General features: G+C 54.7%; 22 protein-coding genes. 13 read left to right on the top strand and 9 right to left on the bottom strand.

Annotated features, from left to right (window positions below; translation table 11 throughout):
- The 4 genes from OZ410_RS11430 to OZ410_RS11415 all read right to left on the bottom strand — a co-directional run bounded on the left by OZ410_RS11430 (nucleotide 1) and on the right by OZ410_RS11415 (nucleotide 3,921).
- Nucleotides 1–168, bottom strand: a complete 168-nt coding sequence (locus OZ410_RS11430; protein ID WP_277708097.1) for a hypothetical protein — start codon at nucleotides 166–168, stop codon at nucleotides 1–3.
- Between the two features lie 165 nt (nucleotides 169–333).
- The gene (locus tag OZ410_RS11425; RefSeq protein WP_277708096.1) at nucleotides 334–1,425 is read right to left on the bottom strand and encodes a vWA domain-containing protein; all 1,092 of its coding nucleotides are present in this window, start codon (nucleotides 1,423–1,425) and stop codon (nucleotides 334–336) included.
- A gap of 115 nt (nucleotides 1,426–1,540) precedes the next feature.
- The gene (locus tag OZ410_RS11420) at nucleotides 1,541–2,869 is read right to left on the bottom strand and encodes a hypothetical protein (protein WP_277708095.1); all 1,329 of its coding nucleotides are present in this window, start codon (nucleotides 2,867–2,869) and stop codon (nucleotides 1,541–1,543) included.
- A gap of 23 nt (nucleotides 2,870–2,892) precedes the next feature.
- Complete coding sequence (locus OZ410_RS11415; RefSeq protein ID WP_277708094.1) at nucleotides 2,893–3,921, bottom strand: c-type cytochrome; 1,029 nt, start codon at nucleotides 3,919–3,921, stop codon at nucleotides 2,893–2,895.
- A gap of 239 nt (nucleotides 3,922–4,160) precedes the next feature.
- Between OZ410_RS11415 and OZ410_RS11410 the strand changes: the two genes are divergently transcribed.
- From OZ410_RS11410 to OZ410_RS11370, 9 genes are all read left to right on the top strand, one after another.
- Nucleotides 4,161–4,406, top strand: a complete 246-nt coding sequence (locus OZ410_RS11410) for a MoaD/ThiS family protein (protein WP_277708093.1) — start codon at nucleotides 4,161–4,163, stop codon at nucleotides 4,404–4,406.
- 10 nt (nucleotides 4,407–4,416) lie between these two features.
- Entirely contained in the window at nucleotides 4,417–5,400 is a 984-nt protein-coding gene (gene moaA, locus OZ410_RS11405; RefSeq protein ID WP_277708092.1) for a GTP 3',8-cyclase MoaA, read from the top strand.
- A 27-nt stretch (nucleotides 5,401–5,427) separates the two neighbouring features.
- A complete protein-coding gene (mobA, locus tag OZ410_RS11400) occupies nucleotides 5,428–6,027 on the top strand; it encodes a molybdenum cofactor guanylyltransferase (protein WP_277708091.1) in 600 nt (199 codons plus the stop codon).
- Nucleotides 6,024–7,106: a HesA/MoeB/ThiF family protein gene (locus tag OZ410_RS11395; protein WP_277708090.1), complete on the top strand. Its 1,083-nt coding sequence runs from the start codon at nucleotides 6,024–6,026 to the stop codon at nucleotides 7,104–7,106. The genes mobA and OZ410_RS11395 overlap by 4 nt, the downstream gene beginning before the upstream one ends.
- The gene (locus OZ410_RS11390) at nucleotides 7,093–8,319 is read left to right on the top strand and encodes a molybdopterin molybdotransferase MoeA (protein WP_277708089.1); all 1,227 of its coding nucleotides are present in this window, start codon (nucleotides 7,093–7,095) and stop codon (nucleotides 8,317–8,319) included. Before OZ410_RS11395 ends, OZ410_RS11390 begins: the two co-directional genes overlap by 14 nt.
- The gene (locus OZ410_RS11385; RefSeq protein WP_277708088.1) at nucleotides 8,310–9,326 is read left to right on the top strand and encodes an XdhC family protein; all 1,017 of its coding nucleotides are present in this window, start codon (nucleotides 8,310–8,312) and stop codon (nucleotides 9,324–9,326) included. Before OZ410_RS11390 ends, OZ410_RS11385 begins: the two co-directional genes overlap by 10 nt.
- On the top strand, nucleotides 9,326–9,949 hold the full coding sequence (locus OZ410_RS11380) for a nucleotidyltransferase family protein (RefSeq protein WP_277708087.1): 624 nt from the start codon (nucleotides 9,326–9,328) through the stop codon (nucleotides 9,947–9,949). The genes OZ410_RS11385 and OZ410_RS11380 overlap by 1 nt, the downstream gene beginning before the upstream one ends.
- On the top strand, nucleotides 9,946–11,043 hold the full coding sequence (locus OZ410_RS11375; RefSeq protein WP_277708086.1) for an amidohydrolase family protein: 1,098 nt from the start codon (nucleotides 9,946–9,948) through the stop codon (nucleotides 11,041–11,043). The genes OZ410_RS11380 and OZ410_RS11375 overlap by 4 nt, the downstream gene beginning before the upstream one ends.
- An 88-nt stretch (nucleotides 11,044–11,131) precedes the next feature.
- Complete coding sequence (locus OZ410_RS11370; protein ID WP_277708085.1) at nucleotides 11,132–11,923, top strand: hypothetical protein; 792 nt, start codon at nucleotides 11,132–11,134, stop codon at nucleotides 11,921–11,923.
- Between the two features lie 324 nt (nucleotides 11,924–12,247).
- On the opposite strand, the gene OZ410_RS11365 is transcribed toward OZ410_RS11370, so the two are convergent.
- Nucleotides 12,248–12,379: a hypothetical protein gene (locus OZ410_RS11365; protein ID WP_277708084.1), complete on the bottom strand. Its 132-nt coding sequence runs from the start codon at nucleotides 12,377–12,379 to the stop codon at nucleotides 12,248–12,250.
- Nucleotides 12,380–12,610: 231 nt separating this feature from the next.
- Between OZ410_RS11365 and OZ410_RS11360 the strand changes: the two genes are divergently transcribed.
- Together OZ410_RS11360 and OZ410_RS11355 are read left to right on the top strand one after the other, a co-directional pair.
- Nucleotides 12,611–13,363, top strand: a complete 753-nt coding sequence (locus tag OZ410_RS11360; RefSeq protein ID WP_277708083.1) for an SDR family NAD(P)-dependent oxidoreductase — start codon at nucleotides 12,611–12,613, stop codon at nucleotides 13,361–13,363.
- A gap of 117 nt (nucleotides 13,364–13,480) precedes the next feature.
- Nucleotides 13,481–13,702: a hypothetical protein gene (locus tag OZ410_RS11355; protein WP_277708082.1), complete on the top strand. Its 222-nt coding sequence runs from the start codon at nucleotides 13,481–13,483 to the stop codon at nucleotides 13,700–13,702.
- An 82-nt stretch (nucleotides 13,703–13,784) separates the two neighbouring features.
- Here the strand turns inward: OZ410_RS11355 and OZ410_RS11350 are convergent, their stop codons facing one another.
- Nucleotides 13,785–14,363, bottom strand: coding sequence for a fasciclin domain-containing protein (locus OZ410_RS11350; RefSeq protein WP_277708081.1), 579 nt, complete (start codon nucleotides 14,361–14,363; stop codon nucleotides 13,785–13,787).
- Between the two features lie 122 nt (nucleotides 14,364–14,485).
- Complete coding sequence (locus tag OZ410_RS11345; protein ID WP_277708080.1) at nucleotides 14,486–14,632, bottom strand: hypothetical protein; 147 nt, start codon at nucleotides 14,630–14,632, stop codon at nucleotides 14,486–14,488.
- Between the two features lie 79 nt (nucleotides 14,633–14,711).
- Here OZ410_RS11345 and OZ410_RS11340 point away from each other — a divergent pair, with 79 nt between their 5' ends.
- Entirely contained in the window at nucleotides 14,712–15,638 is a 927-nt protein-coding gene (locus OZ410_RS11340) for an EamA family transporter (protein ID WP_277708079.1), read from the top strand.
- A gap of 3 nt (nucleotides 15,639–15,641) precedes the next feature.
- Here OZ410_RS11340 and OZ410_RS11335 read toward each other — a convergent pair whose 3' ends face one another.
- Nucleotides 15,642–17,867, bottom strand: a complete 2,226-nt coding sequence (locus OZ410_RS11335) for a DUF5916 domain-containing protein (protein WP_277708078.1) — start codon at nucleotides 17,865–17,867, stop codon at nucleotides 15,642–15,644.
- 218 nt (nucleotides 17,868–18,085) lie between these two features.
- Here OZ410_RS11335 and OZ410_RS11330 point away from each other — a divergent pair, with 218 nt between their 5' ends.
- Nucleotides 18,086–18,829 (top strand): universal stress protein, encoded by a 744-nt coding sequence (locus OZ410_RS11330; RefSeq protein WP_277708077.1) that lies wholly within the window; start codon nucleotides 18,086–18,088, stop codon nucleotides 18,827–18,829.
- 35 nt (nucleotides 18,830–18,864) lie between these two features.
- On the opposite strand, the gene OZ410_RS11325 is transcribed toward OZ410_RS11330, so the two are convergent.
- Nucleotides 18,865–21,069 (bottom strand): carbohydrate binding family 9 domain-containing protein, encoded by a 2,205-nt coding sequence (locus tag OZ410_RS11325; RefSeq protein WP_277708076.1) that lies wholly within the window; start codon nucleotides 21,067–21,069, stop codon nucleotides 18,865–18,867.
- Nucleotides 21,070–21,107: the final 38 nt, after the last annotated feature.

Here is a 21,107-nt window from a genome sequence, read left to right as displayed (position 1 = left end):
CTAATACCCGTAACTGAAATGGGCGTGCTGCCCCAGGGTGAGTAATACCCCGAGCATACTAAGGAGGGTCAGTACAATGGCCAGGAAGAGGCCAATGACCAGTTTTTGCAACCATTCCGGCCTGGGGCCTATGGCGCTTTGCTGTATGATTCTATAAATTACATCCATGGCAGTCCCGTTTTAAGGGTTCGTATTCTGTTTGGTTTTCAGGATGTAAAGGCAGTTGTATCTATAAAACAACCCAGAGGCTGCAAACCCTACTTGTAAGCTTATCTGCCCAGTACATAAAAAAAGCCTCCCGAAGGAGGCTTTCGCATTTCTTGACAGATTGCGCTATTGGCAACCCCCGGTAAAGCCGGTGGCGTTAAAGGCGGTTTGTACCGAACCCTGCAGGGTGTTGCGGACCACCCGGATGACCAGGTTGTTTTCCCCGCTGCCGTCCCGCTTGGGGCTACAATATTCGAACAGGTAATAACTGTTGGCCCGCTCGGACACTTTCTGAGACAACTGGTTGAAGGTGATTTCCAACTCCTCTTTATTGCCGGCAAATACGCTGAAGGTTTTCCCGATTTCCTCCAGTACCGTGGCGTCGATCTCCGCGCCCAGGCCAATGGTAAAGAAGGAGATGTTGCTGTCTGCGTCCTCAACTTTCTGCAGGGCCGCCTGTTCGGTGTAGCGGGAGGCCTGGTCCGTACCGTCGGTAAAGATCACCACGGAAGCGGCCCCTATCGTTCCGCCCTGTACGCTCTCATTTACCAGACCTTCCGCCAGGTCCGTACTTTTCAGGACCGCCCCGTATAAGTCCGTAGACGGGTCGTTGCTGATATCGGACGTAATCCCGTCCACAGCAGCCTTTAGCTGGGTAGCCGAGGGGGTTAGCGGCTGCAGTTCATGCAAGACATCCTCCCCATCGAACCAGTAAATGGCCATTTGGAAGGATTCCGCTTCCTGGGCGGGCATCACGTTGTCGATAAAACTGCTGGCGGCGGTCTTCAGTTCCGTGAGGCTGGTGCTGAGTACGCTGTTACTCAGGTCCAGCACCAACAGCGTATGGTTTTTGAAAATCTGGGTATTAGGCGAAATACGCGCAAAGGATTCCGAAGCGGAAATGGTGTTGAAACAGGCATCATTGCGGCCCTGCTCATAAATGGTGAAATCCGAAGCCGTGAGTCCGGCTACGGGATTCCCCAGGTTGTCGGAAACCCTGAAAAATATGGACACCTTTCCCGGAAGGGTGGTGTATTGGTCCTGTATGGACAGGATGAGTTCGCTCTCGCCAAACCCAAGACAATCATCCGCAGGGGTCCCAAGCCCCAGGTCTCCTCCAAGGTTCAGGTCCAGGCGTACGTCGTCTTCGGAATTCCCGCAGGAAGAGAGGACCAGGGTAATTCCAAGGAAAAACAATAAGATTCTGGGCATTTTCATATACGTGTTCGTTTTGATTTCCTAGGAAAACGGAGATGTGGCTTTTCTAGTATTTCTGGGGCCAAAATTCGCAATTTTGGTCATATCCAGGTACCCTTTCCGACCGAAAACAGGATCAGAACCGGTAATTGAAGACCAGGCTCATGTGGAACAGGTCTGCCTTGTTAAAAAACAGATTGGGGTTGTCCGGCAGGTCCCCATGGGCACGTTTAAAGGTGAGCAGCAACTCCGGCCGGAAGCCCGGAAAATCCTGGAGGGTTAGAAAAAAATCCAGGTTCAGGTGGGTGTAATCCGGGAAGGCGTATTTATTCAGGGCGGGATCCTGCACCGGGGGCTTCCAGTGCCGGCCGGCGCTCAGGATAGCCTGCACGGTGGCCTCATCCTTCTTAACAACCAAAGGTTTCCGGTAGGTGATAACCAGGGCGTGGTTTTGTGCCGATCCTTCACTGCGTTCCCGCTTCTGGAAACTGAACAACTCCTCCCTGCCCCATTCTCTGGGGAACAGGAACCGGCCATGGGGCAGGATATGGTCGTATGCCAGGGAAGCCCCGGATTTGTTGTTGCCATAACGCAGCTGAACCCCCAGCAGGTCTGCCCGGGCCTGATCAAAATACCGAAGGGAGTCCAGCCCATTACCCCCTTCCCCCAAACGGTTTTGATGGAGCCATTCCGCAGCCACTTCCCACGGGCCTCCCAGGGAGATCTGGGATTTCAGGTAGAAGGAATTGGATACGTTTTCAATGTAATAGTTCCAGGCCAGCAGCTGCAGGGATTCCATGGGGCGAACCTGCCCGTGGGCCACCACGACCACGTCCGAACGGGTATGACCGGGATACAGGCTTGTACGGCCTTCGGGGTCCCGGCCGGCCGGATAGGCACCTATACTTTCCCCTATGCCCATAAAATCTCCGGTAGAGCGCGGGGCAATCCGGTTCACGATGCCCAATTGCCACCCATACCGGTCCGGGAATTGGTAGGCATACCATAACCCTTCAACCAGGGTGGGGATCATACGCCCGTCCTGGGAGTTGATCAGGGGGGTGTTTACCTTCATCCGCCCCAGGCGAATGGCATGTCCCTTATGGTGGTAATCCAGATAGAGGTTCCCCAGCAAAAGTACCATATCCGCCGAAGGCTCCAGACGGTTAAACAGGCCTTCCTCATAGCGGCTGGCCTTGCCGGTCTGCGGGTCCGGGGTATTCCACTGCCCAAGGCCAAGGTCGGTGGTCTTGTAGAGGGCTGCGCCCAGCTCCCAGGACTTGCCGAGGCGCAGGGTGTATGCCAGGTGCCCACCGGTTGCCAGGGCTTGAAAATCCTGTAACGCCCCTTTGTTGACCGTCTGCATATAATACGTCCTCCATTCCCCGGAAAAAGAACCGGATACCTGCTTTTCAGCCGATTCCTGGCCCAGAACCGGGAGCGTCCCCATTAGGGTTCCCATCATATAATGAAATAGCAGCCTCAGGGTCATTTGGTCTTTGTGAGGTTATAATATTCTTTGTAATAGGCTATAATGGGAGGAAAAGGCCCATATTGGTGCTGTTGCGGGCTGAAATCGTCCGCCCAGGGGCCATAGGGGGTAGAAACCGGTTTCAGGGTACGATCCGGATAGTCCGCTTCGGTTCCCGTTTTATGCGGCCGGTCAAAACTGTTGATGTAGCCGGCAACCTGAAAGGCCTCTTCGTCCGTCAACACCGGGGATTCCCGGGTAGCCAGCCCGTAGGGCATATTACCTTTTATAAATTGTGCTGCGGTCAAAACCCGGTGCATACCGGCCCCGTCATTAAAACTGTCCGGACCCCACAGCGGGGGATAAATGTAACCTCCGTCCGGTTTGGAAATCCCCTGGCCGCCGGCCCCGTGGCATACTGCACAGTCCTTTGCATAAACGGCCTCCCCGGCTTGCAGGTCTACGGCGCCTTCGGGAATCTTTAAGCGGGGAAAGCCCTGGTACGCAGCGGCTTCTGCCTCAGGTAAATCTTCCCCCAACCATTCCATATAAGCCACCATGGCCTGCATAGGTTCGGAATCCACCGGAAGTTTGCGCCCATTCATACTGCGTTCCATACACCCGTTAATGCGGTCTTCGAGCGTGCCTACGCGATTGGAACGCCCGCCGAACTGGGGAAAACGGGCGGCTACCCCCACCCATGAAGCAGCCCCGGCCTGGGTACCGGCCTTCAGGTGACAACTCGTACAGTTCATGTGGTTCCCCGTAAAACGCATCTCCGGGTCCGGGGCTTCCGGACCCAGGTAATCCGCTGTATGGGCAACCAGCTCATACCCCTTGCGTACCCGGGATGGGGCCTGGGTGGCATTCTGGGTAATATCGCGCGGGTGCCAGGCTTCCAATTTCCTGATCGGGTCCATGGAAGAAAGGGACACCCTTGAATCGGGGGTATAGGTAAGCAACCCCGTGAACAGGGCGGTAATAAGCGCAAACATGGTGGCAAACAGGAAACCGAGCTTCCTGGCCAGGGTTCTGAGTTCATCCATATCGATCAGCCCGGCATATGCCCTGGGCGAAGTACATTTTCAGGGGGTGAAATTCATACTATAGACGGAAGAAGACAGTAACATTGGTCACAAAACCGGACTTTTAACCGTTGAATCCAGTAGAATAACAAGGCAACTCAGGTGGGGTACAACCGTGATCTTTTCTACCGCTATTTTTTGTATTTTTAACCGGATCCATCCCGGGAGTTTCCCGGGGCCTGAACCTGAGTTGGAACCAAATGAAAGTACTTTTGTTCGGGGTTACCCGGGACATTGTAGGGGAAGCAGCCCTGTCCATTCCCTCTGCCGAGGCGGGGGAACTGGCAACTGTTGGGGCCTTAAAGGCATTCCTGAGGCACAGGTATCCCGCGCTGGACCACCTGAGCTCGCTGGCCGTGGCCGTAAATAAGGCTTATGCTACCGATACCGACCCCCTGGATACCCAGGACGAAATTGCACTCATCCCACCGGTTAGCGGGGGATAAATAATAACCTATGCTGATTGACAACCACGACAGGGTCATCAATTATGTGCGGCTGGCCGTAACGGACCGCTGCAACCTGCGATGTAACTATTGCATGCCGGAAGAGGGTATTGCCTTTTCACGCAAGGACGATTTATTGCGAATAGACGAAATGAAGCGTCTTTGCAACATCCTGGTGGCACGGGGGGTGGATAAGATCCGGATCACCGGTGGGGAGCCCTTTGTGCGCAAGGACCTGATGGACCTGCTGGAACACCTGGCTACCCTGGAAACCCTGAAGGAGGTATCCATCACCACCAATGCCACCCTGATCGGCCCACATATTAACCGCCTGGAGGCGCTGGGGATCAATAGCGTAAACGTGAGCCTGGATGCCATCCGGCCGGATTCCTTTGCCCGGATTACCCGTCGCGACCAGTTCCATACGGTATACGAAAACCTGATGCGGCTGATCGATTCCAAAATGGAGGTGCGCATCAATTTTATTGTCCTGGACGGGCAGAACGTGGATGACGTCTACCATATGATGGAATTCCAGGAGCAATATCCCGTCCGGGTGCGATTCCTGGAAGAAATGCCCTTTAACGGGGGGAGCCGGGATTTTGTAAAACTCAAATGGAACCACCGGGCCATCCTGGAGCATATCCGGCAGCGGTATCCGGAATTTGAAAAGCAGCCCGCACCCCTGACCTCTACCTCGGTGAACTATAAGATCCCCGGGCACCAGGGGTCTTTCGGGATTATCCCTTCCTTTACGCGCACCTTCTGCGGCAGTTGCAACCGCCTGCGGGTAACCGCCACCGGAGACCTGATCACCTGCCTCTATGGCAAGCCCGTAGCCAACCTGAGGTCTCCCCTGCGATTTGCGCATGATGACGCTATTGTGGAAGACCTGCTTGTGCAGGCCGTAGGTTCCCGGGCCAAGGATGGCTTTGAGGCCCAGGAGCGTTTCGGGTCGATCTTTGGGAGTTCCATGACTTCCATCGGGGGCTAGCTCCGGTTCAATACATTTATTACAGCTATGAAAACGACAAACCCAATTGTGAAGGGCCTGGTTTTGGCCGGGGGCCAGAGCCGCCGTATGGGACGGGACAAGGGCCTTCTCGAATACCACGGCAAGCCGCAGCGGGAGTACCTGTACCATCAGTTACAGCCCCTGTGTTCCGAGGTATACCTGAGCCTGCGTCCCGGGCAGGAAAGCGACCTGCCGGATCACCTGCCATACATCCTGGATGAAAACCTATATAGGGGCCCCTTTAACGGCTTGTTATCCGCCCACCACAAATTTCCGGATGCTGCCTGGCTGGTGGTGGCCTGCGACCTCCCGATGATGGATACGGCAGCCCTGAGGTATTTGCTGGAGCGAAGGAACCCCCAGGCTCCCGCCACCGCCTTTGCTACCCAAGAGACCGGGCTTCCCGAACCCATGGCAGCGCTATGGGAGCCATCGGGCCTGCAACAGGCCATCGGTTTTCTGGAACAGGGGGAAAGTACCTGCCCCCGCAAATTCCTGATCCGCCAGGAAGCATCCCTGGTAAACCCGGAGGACGACCTGTGGCTGGCCAATGCCAATGCCCCTGAGGACTACGAGGCATTAATGGCTAAAATGGGGCGTTTATGACCGGTTCCCGGTACAACAGACAACAAAAACTCCAGGGCTTTGGCCCCGAAGGCCAGCAGCGGCTCGAAAGGGCCCGTGTCCTGGTCGTAGGGGCAGGGGGCCTGGGCGTACCGGTGAGCCAGTACCTGGCCGCTATGGGGGTGGGTACCCTGGGTATCATTGACGGGGACCGGGTGGAAACCTCCAACCTGCATCGGCAACCGGCCTATACCCCTGCAGACGTGGGCCAGCTGAAGGTGGACGTGCTGCAGGAGGTGCTGCATCGGCAAAACCCGGACATCACCATACGGGCTTATCCGGAATTCCTGGAGCCTTCTAAGGTCTCCAACCTGCTCCTTGCGTATGACCTGGTAGTGGATGCCACAGACCGGATCCCGGTACGCTACCTGCTGGACGATGCCTGCGTACTTCGGGGGATTCCCTGGGTATATGGAGCCCTGCACGGGTTTGAGGGGCAGGTAAGCGTATTTAACTACCAGGAAGGCCCAACCTATCGCTGTTTATTTCCCAAGATGCCCAAGGCCGGGGAAATTCCGGATTGCAATACCCTGGGGACCCTGGGGGTCCTCCCTGGAATTATCGGCACCCTCCAGGCGCTTGAAGCGGTAAAAGTGCTTTGCGGAATAGGTGAAGTACTACGCGGTAAACTCTTGCTGTACAATGCCCTGGACCAGCGGATGCAAGCCATAGCGTTTCCAAGGAACCCGCAGCAGCAGCCCCGCCGGTTAGACGCCAACGCTTACCAGTACGTTGCCTCGTGCGGGCCGGGAACAGGAATTTCCCTTTCTGAATACCAGGAGCGAAAGGCAGGGGGGGAAGCCCATTTGCTGGTAGACGTTCGGGAGCCGGAGGAATTCGACCGTGCACACCTGCCGGATGCCATCAACATCCCCCTGGGAAACCTGAAGCCGGATCAGCCCGAATTCAGGCAAACACCGCATATTTATTTCTATTGTAAATCCGGCAGCCGGAGTGCCCAGGCATGCCAGCGCCTGGAAGGCCTTTTGGATGGGGTAACCCTGTATTCCATCGAGGAGGGGATGCATACATTCTTTAATCTTGATAATGAGAAAATCTGAACCCACGGAGCTGATTTCAGTCGCAGAAGCCTGGGAATTGGTTCAGGAAACCTGCGAACGCCCGGCTACCGTCCGAGTGGCCCTGGAGAACGCCGCGGGAAGGGTGCTGGCAGCTTCGGTGCGTGCAGACCGGGACTTGCCCCCATACCACAGGGCAACCATGGACGGCATTGCGCTGAAGGCAGCTACCTTTCAGGCCGGTAGACGCGAATTTAAAAGACAGGCCTATGCTGCGGCAGGAATGCCGGGGATACGCCTTGAAGATCTCGAGGCCTGCATAGAGATAGCCACCGGTGCAGTTCTACCGCAGGGTGCAGATGCTGTGGTGCGCTATGAGGACCTTACAGCTACCGGACAGGGGTTTTGTATCCATGCAACGCATTGCCAACCCGGACAGAACATCCATGCCAAAGGAAGCGATGCCCGAAAAGGAGATATCCTTGTACCCATGGGGCGAGTGATCCGGCCGGCCGAAATCGGGGTACTGGCCTCCGTTGGCTGCACTGATGTGGAAGTCTTTGCGCTCCCTAGGATTTGCCTGATTTCCAGTGGGGACGAACTGGTGGAGCCGCATCGGCAACCGGAACCACACCAAATCCGAAGTTCAAACCTGCCCGTGCTGCGAGCCGCCCTGGAGCAAATGGGGATGGCAGCGGAACTCCTTCATTTGCCCGACCACAAGGAAGTAATTGCGCAGCAGCTTTCCACAGCCCTTCGGCAACACGATGTTTTAATTATTACAGGGGGTGTATCCATGGGTAAATTTGATTTTCTACCCTCCGTTTTACTGGAGTTGGGAGTAGAGCAGCGTTTCCATAGAGTAGCCCAGCGACCGGGGAAACCCTTATGGTTTGGCTGGCATCGCAGCCTCAATTGCCGGGTATTTTCGCTTCCGGGAAACCCGGTTTCGGCATTTTTAAACTTTCATTTGTATTTTAGGGATTGGTTCCAAAGTAGAATGGGCCTGCCAAGGCAGGTGCAACAAGCCCGCCTAGCAGGATCGGCAGCTAACCATACACTGTTGACCCATTTCAGGCCTGCCACACTGGTAAGAAAGGAAGGGCATGCCTGGGCACATGAGGTGCCAATGAATAATTCCGGGGATTTCCAATGCCTGAGCAAGGCGTCTTGCTTTATGGTACTGGAACCTGGAATTGAGGATTTCGCCGAAGGCACCTTGGTTCCTGTTATACCTTTCAGCCCATGGGAATGACACATGAAATCATACAACTGATATCCGGGTACCACAAAGCCCGGGAGACGGGGTTGAAAACCGCCCTGGCAACCGTTGTGGAACTCCAGGGTAGCTCATATCGCAAACCAGGGGTTCGCATGTTATTGCTTGAAAACGGAACGGCCTATGGGGCTGTTAGTGGTGGGTGCGTGGAAAAGGAGATCTTTCGCCAGGCGGCCGGAGTGTTTCAAACGGGGCAACCCAAAATAATGGAATACGACGGCAGGTTCCGACTGGGGTGTGAAGGCATACTCTACATCCTGATTGAACCATTTGAGCCGGCCGAGACAACTCTGGAAGCCTTTGAGGCCGTAGTGCGGTCGCGCGAGACCTTCCGAATGGAAACCTACTATCACACCCAGATTGGGCAAGCGCCCGGCTCAGGGACAATCTTGCTTTTGAACGGGGAAGTTCATGCTATATCTGGGCATATGCCCGGGGAGACTGGCCTTGTATTAAAACAGGAAATGCCACCCAGATTACGCCTGGATATCTACGGGGGCGAACACGACGCGGTTCAGCTTACGGCCCTGGGCGCCCGATTGGGCTGGGAAGTAAGGGTAACCGTAGCATCAGATGAGGCCAAACACCCGGAAGATTTCCCAGGGGTTTGCGAATTAAGGGCCCTGATTCCGGAATCCCTCGATGCCTCGGATGTGGATCCGCAAACCGCCGTGGTATTAATGACACACAGCTATACCAAGGACTTGAAATATCTGATGCGCCTGGCACAGGCCAGTCCCGGTTACCTGGGGATTCTGGGACCTGCTGCCCGGAGGGAAAAGCTCCTCGGAGATTTTTTGGAACGGTATTTCGGAGACATCCCTCCATGGATAGATGCCGTTTATGGCCCAGCGGGGCTTGATATAGGGGCCATCACCCCTCAGGAAATCGGCGTCTCCATTCTGGCCGAAATTCTGAGCGTGCTGCGCCAGAGAACTATTCCTGTCTCGCTACGCGAAAAGACAGGCGCCATTCATTCTTAATGGAGGGGAAGACACCCGCCATCGTATTGGCCGCAGGGGCCTCCAGCCGCATGGGGACACCCAAGGCCTTGTTGCCCTGGGGCCGCCACACCGTACTGGAGCACCAATTGGAGGTGCTAAAACAGGCCGGGTACCCCAATTACGTGGTGGTTACCGGGGCCCACCACGGCGAGATTTCGCAGCTGCTGGAGGGAACATCCACCCTAATAGCTCACAATTGGGAATGGCATAAAGGTATGGGCACGAGTATTGGCTGCGGTATGGCCTACATGCAAAAGCAGTGGCCCGATGCCACCGGGGTATTGATCCTGCTGGCAGACCAGCCCCTGATATCGGCAGCCTACCTCCGTCAGCTGCGCGAGTGGCACCTGGAAGCAGATCCACCCATACTCGTAGCCAGCCGAAACCCCGATGGGGCAGGCGTACCGGCCCTGTTTCCTGCACGCTGCTTTAAGGACCTGTCGAGCCTCCCACCCGGCAAAGGAGCCCGAAAATTGATCGCAAGGGAAGTAGAAAAGGTTAGGGTAGTGGATCCCGGTGGCGCGATCCGGGATATGGATACCCCCGAGATGTACCTGGAGCTCCTGCGGGCTGCCGGGCTTAAAACACCAGAGAACCTATGAAAAACAAACGTATTTGGATATTGACTGCGGTTCTTCTGTCAGTTACCCTGGCAGAGGCCCAAAAGATGGACTTTGAGGCCTACAATCCTGCTTCAACCCTGAAGGTTCCCCAGCACCCGGTATCCCGGGCCAAATTCCCCTTCGTGGATGTCCACAGCCACCACTACCGGATGCCGGAGCAGGACCTTTCCCAACTGATAGCTGCCATGGACACCTTGAACATGGCGGTAATGGTAAATCTGAGCGGAGGGTCTGCAGACCGCATTACCGGCGCGATGGCGAATATCCGCACCCATTATCCGAACCGTTTTCTCTTGTTTGCAAATGTGGATTTCAGCGGGGTGGGTAACCCCGGGTGGGGCGAAACCGCTGCAGCCCAACTGGAACAGGATGTCCGCAATGGGGCTTCCGGTCTGAAGGTATTTAAGAGTTTGGGGCTGCGCAACCGAGATGTTCATGGCAACCGCATCCCGGTAGACGACCCACGCCTGGACCCGATCTGGGCGAAATGTGCTGAATTGGGGATCCCGGTGTTGATCCACTCAGCCGATCCCCGTTCCTTTTGGGACCCCATGGATTCCCTGAACGAACGGTGGCTGGAACTGAAACTCAGGCCCAGACGCAAGCGCAGTGATACCGATCCGGCGCCCTGGGAGCAAATCATCCAAGAGCAGCACCGCATGTTCCGCAAACACCCGGATACCAAGTTTATCAACGCCCATATGGGTTGGTTTGCCAACGACCTGGCCCACTTGGGGAAACTCCTGGATGAGATGCCCAATATGTATGTGGGAATCGGTGCCATTATTGCGGAACTGGGTCGCCAGCCCCGCATGGCAAAGGCCTTTTTTGAAAAATACCAGGACCGCATCCTCTTTGGGAAGGATGCCTGGAATCCTTCGGAATACCCAACCTATTTCCGGGTGTTGGAATCCAACGACGAGTATTTTCCCTACTACAAGAAATACCATGCGTTCTGGGCCATGTACGGCCTGGACCTGCCGGAGGAAGTCCTGCGGAAGGTGTATTATCAGAATGCGCTGGAGCTGCTCCCGGGGATTGACCGCAGCCTCTTCCCGGAAACCGGGGAATAAGCGTGCCGTTGGTCGAATGCAGGGCTTCCCGGGTACTAATTCGGCAGTACACGGCGTTTTATAGGGATAAACGCAAAATCGCACCCAAATGATTGGCAAATCCCTTAAAATCGGGCAGGTACTGTCCCTGATGGTTGGAATAGTGGTGCTGCAGGCCTGCAGTACCGATGCAGATGAATTGATAATCCCGGAGGAGGCCCGCCTGACCCAGGTGGAATTCCAGGCCGTTATGAACACGGACCAATGGACCGGTGCAGCAGACGCAGCCCTGGCAGAAATCTATCAGAACGGCAATTCGGCTTCCGGAAAATCCTTTCCGGCCTGTTATGAGGTTACCTATTCCGATACCGGTTTTGTAGCCGTCTTTAACAATTGTGTCCTCAATGGAACGGATAATGCCAATGGAACCCTAACGGTCACGTATGATTTACAGGCCGAAACCGCTTCCTTTACCGCCGTTTTTGAAGCGTTTTTTGTAAACGACGTCGAATTAAACGGTACCCGCACCTACACCCTGACTACCGGTGGCGCGGCCGACATCACCATAGACGTGACCAGCGACATGACGGTTACCCTTCCGGATGAACGCGTGATTTCGGAAACCGGCAATAAAACTGTGGCATTCTACTTTGGCAATACCCTGGCAGAGAGCACGTTTACCATTACCGGATCCTGGAACATCAGTATGGACAACAACCTGTACAGCGCCGTGGTACAGGAGCCCCTGACCGGAAATTTTGGCTGTGGCTACCTGGTAAGCGGCGTTTTGGAACTTTCCAAGAACGGGTTGGCCATTACCGTAGACCTGGGTGACGGGACCTGCGACGACCAGGCCATGCTCACTTACCCGAACGGCGCACAGGAGCCAATAACGCTCTGAGCGCGGTTTACCAAATAAAAAAAGGCCCGGAAATTCCGGGCCTTTGTCGTTTTCGGGGTGGACTAGTAGACGTAATGCCTGCTCTCGGTCCACCGCACGCGTTTGCTGTCCTTGAAATTGGAGAAGTAGGAAAATCTCCGGGACTCGGTGGGCGTTTGTTTGAAAAAAGGTTTCATGACTGTTTGTTTTTTGATGATGATGATGAGATCGTTGCTGTTTTGACGGCCTTAGGAAGTATAATTCCTGCTGGCGGACCAACGTACCCTGGGGCTGCCCTTAAAGCTTGAGAAATAGGTAAATCTGCGGGCATCGGTGGGTGTAGATTTAAAAGAGGTTTTCATGACGATATGTTTTTTTGATGATGTTTTTCTGTTTTACCGCGGCCTGGGAGGTGTTCCATCCGAATCCCAGGAAGAAGACCTGTTTGATTTCAAGATGTTTTGCCTGTGCCTTCATGGCTTCTTCCCTTTGCGGTTACACTGATAAGACGGTTGAGTTTTTAAATTGTTACAGTACCTTGCATAAAAAGGTACCATCTTAAGCAATTTTTAACATATTTATGCCTTAAAGCGGGTAGTGCAGGGGGGTAACCCCGGGGACTATAAAGGAATCGACAAGGCTTATGCTGTACGGAGAATCCCATTGGAATAATGCAGTAAACTGCCTACCTTCGGGGAAAATGCAAACATGGATCTTCACGGACAAAACATACTGGTTACCGGTGCTTCCCAGGGCATTGGCGCGGCCATTGCCCGCTATTTGCTGGAGCAGGGTGCACGCGTTGGGCTGCACTACAATCGTAATAAGGAGGCCGCCCTCAAGCTCCTGGAAGGATTTGAAAGCCAGGGGGTACCCCTGCAGGCCAACCTGGAGGCGCCGGAAGAAGTCGCCAGGCTCTGGGATACAGCCGTAACGGCCCTCGGACATATCGATACTGTGGTACTCAATGCCGGCGTGTTCCTGTCCCATCTGCCTTCCCAGACCCCGGAAGCCTGGTGGGAAACCTGGAAAACAACCCTGGCCATTAACCTGGATGCCCCAGGGCTCCTGACCCACAGGGCCATCCTGCATTTCCGCGCGCAGGGTGGGGGACGCCTGATCTATATTGGCAGCCGTGCGGCCTTCAGGGGCGAAACCGATGCCTACCTGGCCTATGCGGCCTCTAAAGGCGGGCTTACCTCCCTGGCGCGATCGGTGGCGCGTTCCTTTGGAAAAGAGAACATTACCGCCATGGTGGTGGCCCCCGGGTTTACCCGTACGGCCATGGCCGAGGCCTTTATTGCCGAGCACGGGGAGCAGCGTGTCCTGGACGAAATTGCCTTGAATACCCTAACCCGACCGGAAGATGTAGCCCCCCTGATTGGCTTTATGTGCTCCGGGCAGATGGACCATGCCACCGGTACCGTAGTAGATGTAAATGCAGGGAGTTACATGCATTGACCCGCAGAAACAGAATGTCTTTCTGTATGGGATGTTTAAACTTTTGTTAATCATTTTAAACATGTGATGGGATTGGCTATCTTGACCTCGTAAACCTTAAATATAATCCTTACCCATATGGAATTACTGGAAAAAGCCAGCGAGTTTGAGAACCGGAAATGGTCTCGGATTTCGACCAGCGACAGGGTTCAGGCCTCCCGCGATCTGAAAAATCTTATTTTGGAGATCAACGAGGTTTATAAGAAGAACCGTGACCAGCATCTGATGGATGTAATGAAACGGCTCACGGAAATCAAAAGGAAGGTGGAATCCCGCCTTAAGCCTCAGCTTACTGTCTGACCCCATCATATTTCAACACATGCTATGAAAAAGAAAATCGCCCCGGATCGGGGCGATTTTTTAATGGATATACCGGCAAACCCTAAGGCAGCACCACAGTATCAATAACGTGGATAATCCCATTGGATGCCTCTACGTCTGCCGTGGTAACGGTACTGGTACTTCCTTTTGCATCGGTCAGGACCACGGCGCCCTCTTCCAGGCTCAGGGTAATAACTGATCCCTCCACGGTTTCTACCGGGAAGGCATTGTTATTGGCCTTGATAGCCTCCATCACCTGACTTGCCGTATATTTTCCCGGCACCACATGGTAGGTCAGGATTTGAATCAGTTTCGAACGGTTTTCTGGTTGTAACAGGTTTTCCAGGGTAGCCGGGGGCAATTTTTCAAATGCTTCATTGGTAGGAGCAAAGACGGTAAAAGGCCCTGGGGAATTCAGGGTGCCGGCCAGGTCTGCGGCCCCGATTGCAGCCACCAGCGTAGAGAATTGCTCGTTGTTACTGGCTACGCCTACCAGGGTAGGGTCCGAATTCCAGGCCTCTTGCGCCATTTCCTGGTTCTGGGCAAGACTGGCCGTGGGTTCTGAATTCTTTTGGGACTGGCCGCAGGAAAGGGCCAGCAGGGTGGTCAGGGCCAGGGCCCCGATCGTAATCTTTTTCATCTGCTTCTTATTTTTTCAGTTAAACACCTCAAAATTAGGCAAATGAGAGTCATTACCTTCTAATTTAATGTTTAAACATCTTGTATTATCGTTAAACATTCGAAAAAGGATGTGAATGGGTGTTAAGCCATGGGGGTGGTCTGTAACCGAACCTGGTACATGCGCTTAAATCGCCATCCCTCTGCTGGGGTATACCTCAGGCTTCGCCAGTCGAATTGCATATTCAGGGCTTTCATATCGGTTGCCTTTACCCCAAAGACGAACAACATGCCTTCATTGTTACGTAACAGGAGGAAATTCCCAGTGCCGGTTATCTTTTGGCATCCGGGAATGTGCTAATATTGCGGAATGGAAAACCGCTCCCAGCGCATCCTGGTCCTGTTGTCGTTTTTTGCGATTTACGTGATCTGGGGATCTACCTACCTGCTCAACAAAGTAGCTGTTTCTGAATTGCCGCCCTTTATGTTGGCCGGGTTCCGGTTCACGATTGCCAGCGTCCTTATTTTTGGCCTGGCAGCCCTCATGGGCAAAAGCCTGAAGATCACCCCGCGGCAATTGTGGAATACAGCCGTGGCCGGTTTCCTGTTTTTAAGCTTCGGGAATGGGGTAGTGGTTTGGGCCCTGAAATACGTGGACAGCAATTTTGCAGCCCTGGAGATTTCGGCCCAGCCCCTGATTGTACTGCTGATGATGTGGGGTATCCGGGGGCAGGCCATCCGCCCTATGTCCATGATCGGCATCCTGCTGGGCATCCTGGGGATTTACCTTTTGGTAAACCAGGACGCCGTAATCCGCGATCAATACGCCTGGGCAGGGGTGGCCATGATTTTTGCGGCCATGCTGGCCTGGGGCTATGGCAGCCTTTTTGTGGGAACGGCAGACCTGCCGCGAAATACCTTTGTTAATACAGGTTACCAGATGGCCACCGGCGGGGTGATGCTGATGGGGATGAGCTGGGCCTTAGGGGAAACCTGGACCAATCCCCTGGACTGGCAGGCCCAAACCCACTGGTCTATGCTGCTGCTTATATTATTTGGCAGTATTGCCGCCTTTACCGCCTTTAATTTCCTGCTGAAAACCGTCTCCCCGGAAAAGGTGTCCACCAACACCTATGTAAACCCCATTGTGGCCATGCTTTTTGGCTGGCTCTACCTGGACGAAACCATTAGCGCCCAGTCCGTTGTGGCCGCTGTTATCCTGCTTACCGGGGTCTACTTCATCAACGTACACCGCAACCCGATCAGGTCCCGGTGGTTCCGCAGCAAAGCCCATTAGGGATTATTTCACCAGATCGAACCGGTGGGTGTATTTAATGGTGAGCACCTGGTTATTCAGGGCGTCCAGCAAATTATCGTCTTTCACGATGTTGAACACCACAAACAGTCCGGTATTCGCATTCTGCAGCCACCCGAAACGGGCATTTACCGAAGTGATTTCCGAGACGTTGTTGCGCTGGATCAGGCTCTGTATAAACATCCTTGGCGTAAAGGAGTAGGAGAGGCGCAACCCCCCGACCAGGGCGGTCACATCCCCGCTGCCCAGTTTGATATCGTTGTGGCTGAAAGTGAGGGATGAATTGAAACGGTCGCCCACCCGGAAGTTGGCCGTCCCGCTGTTGGAGATGCGTTTCCCGTCAAAATACCCCCCGATAAACGTCCGGGTGCTCAGGGAAAAGGCATTGTTGGGGTTGGTAATGACCACCAGTTGCAGTTCTTCATTGTTATAATACCCCACAGGCACAGGAAGCCCGGCGAGGTTAAAAGGCTGCAAGACGTTTTCTGCCGTTAAATTGATGCCGGTGTGTACCTCAAAGCCGCTGCGCCAAACCCAGTGGTTGTCGATGTGCCAGAAACTCGTGACCAGCTGGTCCTGGAAATTCCAATACCCCCTATAGGAGGTGTGGGGGCGTATTTCCAGGAAATTCCCGGCATTTTTAAGGCGGTGGGCCTTGAAAATCAATAATTCCGGTTTGCGGAAGGCCGTCCGCTGCAGGAAGCCCACCTCGGGGTTAAAGCCTTCGCCTACCTCGGTATAGCCGGCCGTGAGGTTCCATCCGGCCCAGTTGTAATTGGCCGTCAGTTTAAAGGCGTGGTCGCGTGAATCGATCCCCGGGGTAAGGCTCTTGGCCAGGAAGCCCGTCACCTCTGCCTTGTTCCCGATCCCCCATTTGCCATCCACGGCATACACCCGGTTGTAATCGTCCGGGGCACTACCCAGACCGGCCCGGTTAATGAAAATGCCGCCCAGGGCCGAGCGCGTCCCGGGAAAATTGTGGTTTACCCGGGCCACAGAGAAATTGTTTTCCTCTATCCCGGAGCCTTCAACAGCCTCGGTAAACATACTGAGCAACCCGATGTTGGTGCTCCCCACCTTGCCCGAGAGCCTGCCACCCCCAATGATGGGCACCACGCTTCCATCTGCAGAAAGCCCAATTTTACGGCTAAAAAACAGATCTACTTCTCCGGGGCTGCCTACGGTAAATTGCCCGGCGTTTTCCAAAAAGAATGCCCGTTTTTCCGGGAAGAACAAATTAAACCGGTCCAGGTTGACCTGCTGGTCGTCTACCTCTACCTGGGCAAAATCCGTATTGTAAGTGAGGTCCAGGGTGAGGCTGGGGGTTACGCTGTATTTCACATCAAGCCCGGCATCCGCCCGGGTGTCCGTTTCGGTAGGGGATACAGACTGATCGCGCACCGCCTGCCCCAGAACGTAGGGAATCAGTTTCAGGTTCCCTGGGTTTTGCAGGCTAAGCCCGGTGAGCTGCCCGGCCAGGGAAATCCGCTTCAGGTCAAAGCCCAGGGGCAGGTTGGCCCAGAACGCCGTTTCGGTATTCTTGGCGATGTTGCGCTGGAAGTTCAGACCCCAGGTCTTGAGGTCGCCGGAGGCAAACCGCAGGGAGCGCAAAGGAATAGCAAATTCGGCACTCCACCCGTAGTTGCCCACCTGGGTCTTCACGGTCCAGGTGGCATCCCAGTTTAGATTGGTACCCCCAATAACCCCGCCCTGCTGGCGGTTGGCGTTAAAATTTCCCTTACCCTCATTGTCGATCTGGGCATCGTATTCCATGCCCTGGGCGTTCGTTCCGAAAAGGAAACCGTTTTGCCGGTCATGGTAGGTATCGATGATAAAGAGGAAGCTGTCTTCGTCGTTCAGGTCGGCATCGCGGCGGGAATCCGAGATTACGATTTTATCCGGATCCTTGTCGTAACACACCACCCCTACATAAAATGTGCTGCGGGAGTAGGCAATGCGTACTGCCGTCCGCTCACTTACCGGAGCCCCGTAATTCGGGCGGATCTGCTGTAAATCCTCAATGGCCGGGATAGCCTGCCAAACGGGGTCTCCCAGGATATCCCCATCTACCTGGGGCTCGTTTTCCAGGCGCACTGCCTGGTAAGCGGGACGGGAAGCAAGGCTGTCTCCGGGCCTGGAATTCTGGGCAAGCACAGGGGAAGCGGAAAGAACAAAAATCCACACAAACAGGGATAGGCAAGGACTTTTCATGGTAAACGGTTGGTTTAAGTCTCAAATATAGTGTTAAACACACATTTTTAACCATACCGGCAAAACAAAACCCCCACCCGTTTTCCCGGAAGACAGACTAGCCTTCCAAGGGGCCTTTAATTCGGAGCGGAATTTCGGTAAACATGTCAAGAAAAGGTTAAAACCCGAAGCCATTTCCAGCAGTTGATTATATTAAGGACATATCCTAAAACCGAACTATGCCTAACTCGAATACGAACAGGGGCGTCCTTGCCTTGACCACCTTAGATGAAAGTAGCCGCATCTTGTTGGACCAGGCAGCCCGCATTGCAGAGAAAATGCAGGTTCCCCTTGCCGTCCTGCACGTTAAAGAGCCGGCCAAAGCCATTCGCCAGGACAACCAGTTCTCGGCCAAGAAGGAACTCTACCAGGATTACGGGAATACCGCGGAGCAACTGAAAGCCCTGTGTAAGGACCTGCCCGTTCCTGCCACCTGTAACCTGATTTACTCCCATATCAGTTCCGGGGTACGGGAAACCATTCGCGAGAGCAACCCTCATGTGGTCGTGTTGGGGCGCCGCCGCCCGAAACTCGGCGGCTTATTAGGCGACCGGCTTACGGAATGGGTCTTGGAGGAAGCCCGGGGATCGGTGCTCATCGTGGATCTGGAAAAAGGCCTGCACAGTGAAACTGTTGGGGTATTTGCAGACCGGGGAGAAATTGAGCTGGAGCCCTGGGATGCCCTTTTGGAGATGGAATCCGATGCCATGAGGTATTTTAGCGTAAAGCAGGACTCCTTACCCCAAACCCGGGTGTCAGGAAACCATTTCGTGTTTACCGATGAAGGGGATGCCCTGGAACGCCTGACCGCTTTTGCGGATAAGGTGCCTACCGGACTTTTTTGTATTCCGAAAGGGGTGAACCGCAGCCTGGCCAAAAAAATGATTGGAAAACTTCAGGGATCCCTTTTAGTAGTAGGGTAGGACCGCCATGCTTTTAACTTGGCGCCTGAGCTTCTTTAAAAAATAAACGTATGGGTGTATTTCACCAGGAAGGAACGCGACTGCCAGGCCGGTAGCCTCGGTTGTATGGCCCATCGGTCCGTATTGCGTCCGGAATTGAATACCACCCACAGGTCCTGTCCTTCCCTGAAATTCCAGCGGAAGCGCACGTTAAAGGTGAGCAGGTCCCCAGCCCCGTTATACTGCATAAAAGCATTGGTGGAAATCTCACGGTTTAAAGCTGTCCCCACCCGCAGCCGAGCCAGGTGGAAATCCAGGCGCTGGTCCCGGGCCGGGAAATACCCGTGGTTGTAACTGTATTCCAGATTAAACTGCAGGTATTTGGACTGATACCAGGAAGGGGTTACCCCCAGGGTTAGCAACCTGCCGTCATAAAAGGAACCCATATCCAGGGAAACCCCCGTGCGCAGCTTTTTATCTACGGCCATAGTATAGGCTGCTTTGGCCCGCTGGAAGTCGTAGGTGCCCACCGGAATTACCCCCCCCTGTGCCAGCGGAAATTCAGCTGGCAGCCGTTCGAAGGCCTGTACCAGGGAAAGTTCCCCACTATCCAGGCCGCGGGTACTGAAAGTCCAGGCCGCGCCAGTCTGGGAGGAGAGCACCTCCCCCCCGGTGTTGGCCAGGTAGGCGTTGCCCAAAAGTTTGCCCTGGTGCCAGATAAAGGGCCCTTTCTCCCGCAGCCAGGTATGGGACACTTCCACAGCCCCGTATTTAAAATCCCGACGGTCTACAAACCCGATCCCCGGGGCATATCCCGCTCCTGAATATATGGCCCCAAGGGTATACCCGAAGCCCTTGCGCCTGCGGCGGTTTAATTCCACAGCCAGGCGCCCGTTTTCCAGCCCTCCGACATCGATAGGGTCCCGGTTGTCGAAGGTCTGCGCCCATTGGAGCGTCAGGTAGTCGTCCCCCACAACGCGGATAAGTCCGTCCAGGCCATAGGCCAGGTTAGCATGACCCTGTCCGTCCAGGCGGCTGGTAAACATCCCGCCAATATAGCTATGCTGGTTCAGGACCCGCTTGCGCAGGCGAAGGGCCCCAAAATTTTCGGAAGGCAGGGAATCCAGTGCCTGGGTTTGCATATTGAGCACACCCACATCCCAGGATTGCATCCGACCCGTTAGCCGCATCCCTCCCCATATCGGCACCTGCCGGCCATCGCCGGTAAGTCCGATGCGGCGGCTAAAAAAGAGCCGGCTAAGTCCCCCGGTCCGAAAATCGAAGATGGAGGCCCGCTCCAGAAAAAATTGCCGCTTCTCCGGAAAAAACAAGGAAAAACGGGTGAGGTTCACTTGCTGGTCGTCCGCCTCGGCCTGGGCAAAATCAGTATTTACGGTAAAATCCGCCGTAAGGTTATTGGTAAGCGAAAGTTTTACATCGGCACCGGCATTGCGTTTAAAGTCTTCAGCCGGGGTATACCCTGTGCCAGCCGCGTTCAATTCCTGCACCCGTTCATGCCCGCCCAGCACATAAGGGGTTACATAGAGCTTATGGCTGGGGCGGATGCCTTCAAAAACAATCTTCTGCGCCAGGGAAGGCCGCAGGAAGGCAAAATTGGTAATAGGGCCAATGGCCGGGTAAACCAGGCGTTCGCGGCGGCGTGCGATTTTCCGCTGGGCCGTAAAACCCATGACCACGCGCCCATCCGTATCCTGGAACCGCAGGCTGCTGAAGGGAATCCGGATCTCTGCAAACCACCCTTCAGGGGTTACCGTGGTCTCGGCGTCCCAAAAGGTGTTAAAGTCCCGGTTGGCCCAACTCGAAGAGGAGATGGTACCCCCGGTGGCGTCATTGTAGATTGCCAGGTCGTTTCGGATACCCGCCGGGGTGGTCGTAAAGATAAAGCCGGACTGGTTATCGTTATAGGTATCGAGCATCACCTCAAGGTGGTCGGAACCGGAAATGCGGTCGCGGTAGAGGGAGGTGGCACGAATTCCGTCCGGGTCCCGGTCGTATCCCTTCAGGGATACATAAAAATAATCCTCATCATAACCAATGCGGATCTCCGTGCGCTCCGTAGGCGATGCCCCGGCATTGGGCTCGTACTGGACCATGGGCAGGGGCGGAATGGCTTCCCAGGCCGGTTCGTCTACATGCCCGTCTAACACAATCCCGCTTACCCGGGCTACCTGAAGGGGTTCCTGGCCTAAGAGCCCGGCGTGCAAGGCCGCCAGCGCAAGAAGGAATATAAAACGATACATGGAGAACTTCAATAAAATGTAAATGTAACACTTTTCCC

This window comes from Robiginitalea aestuariiviva (genome assembly GCF_029537735.1).
Taxonomy (GTDB): Bacteria; Bacteroidota; Bacteroidia; order Flavobacteriales; family Flavobacteriaceae; genus Robiginitalea; species Robiginitalea aestuariiviva.
Note: the sequence above shows the minus strand (reverse complement) of the source record. Positions and strands in the feature narration are given on the sequence as shown.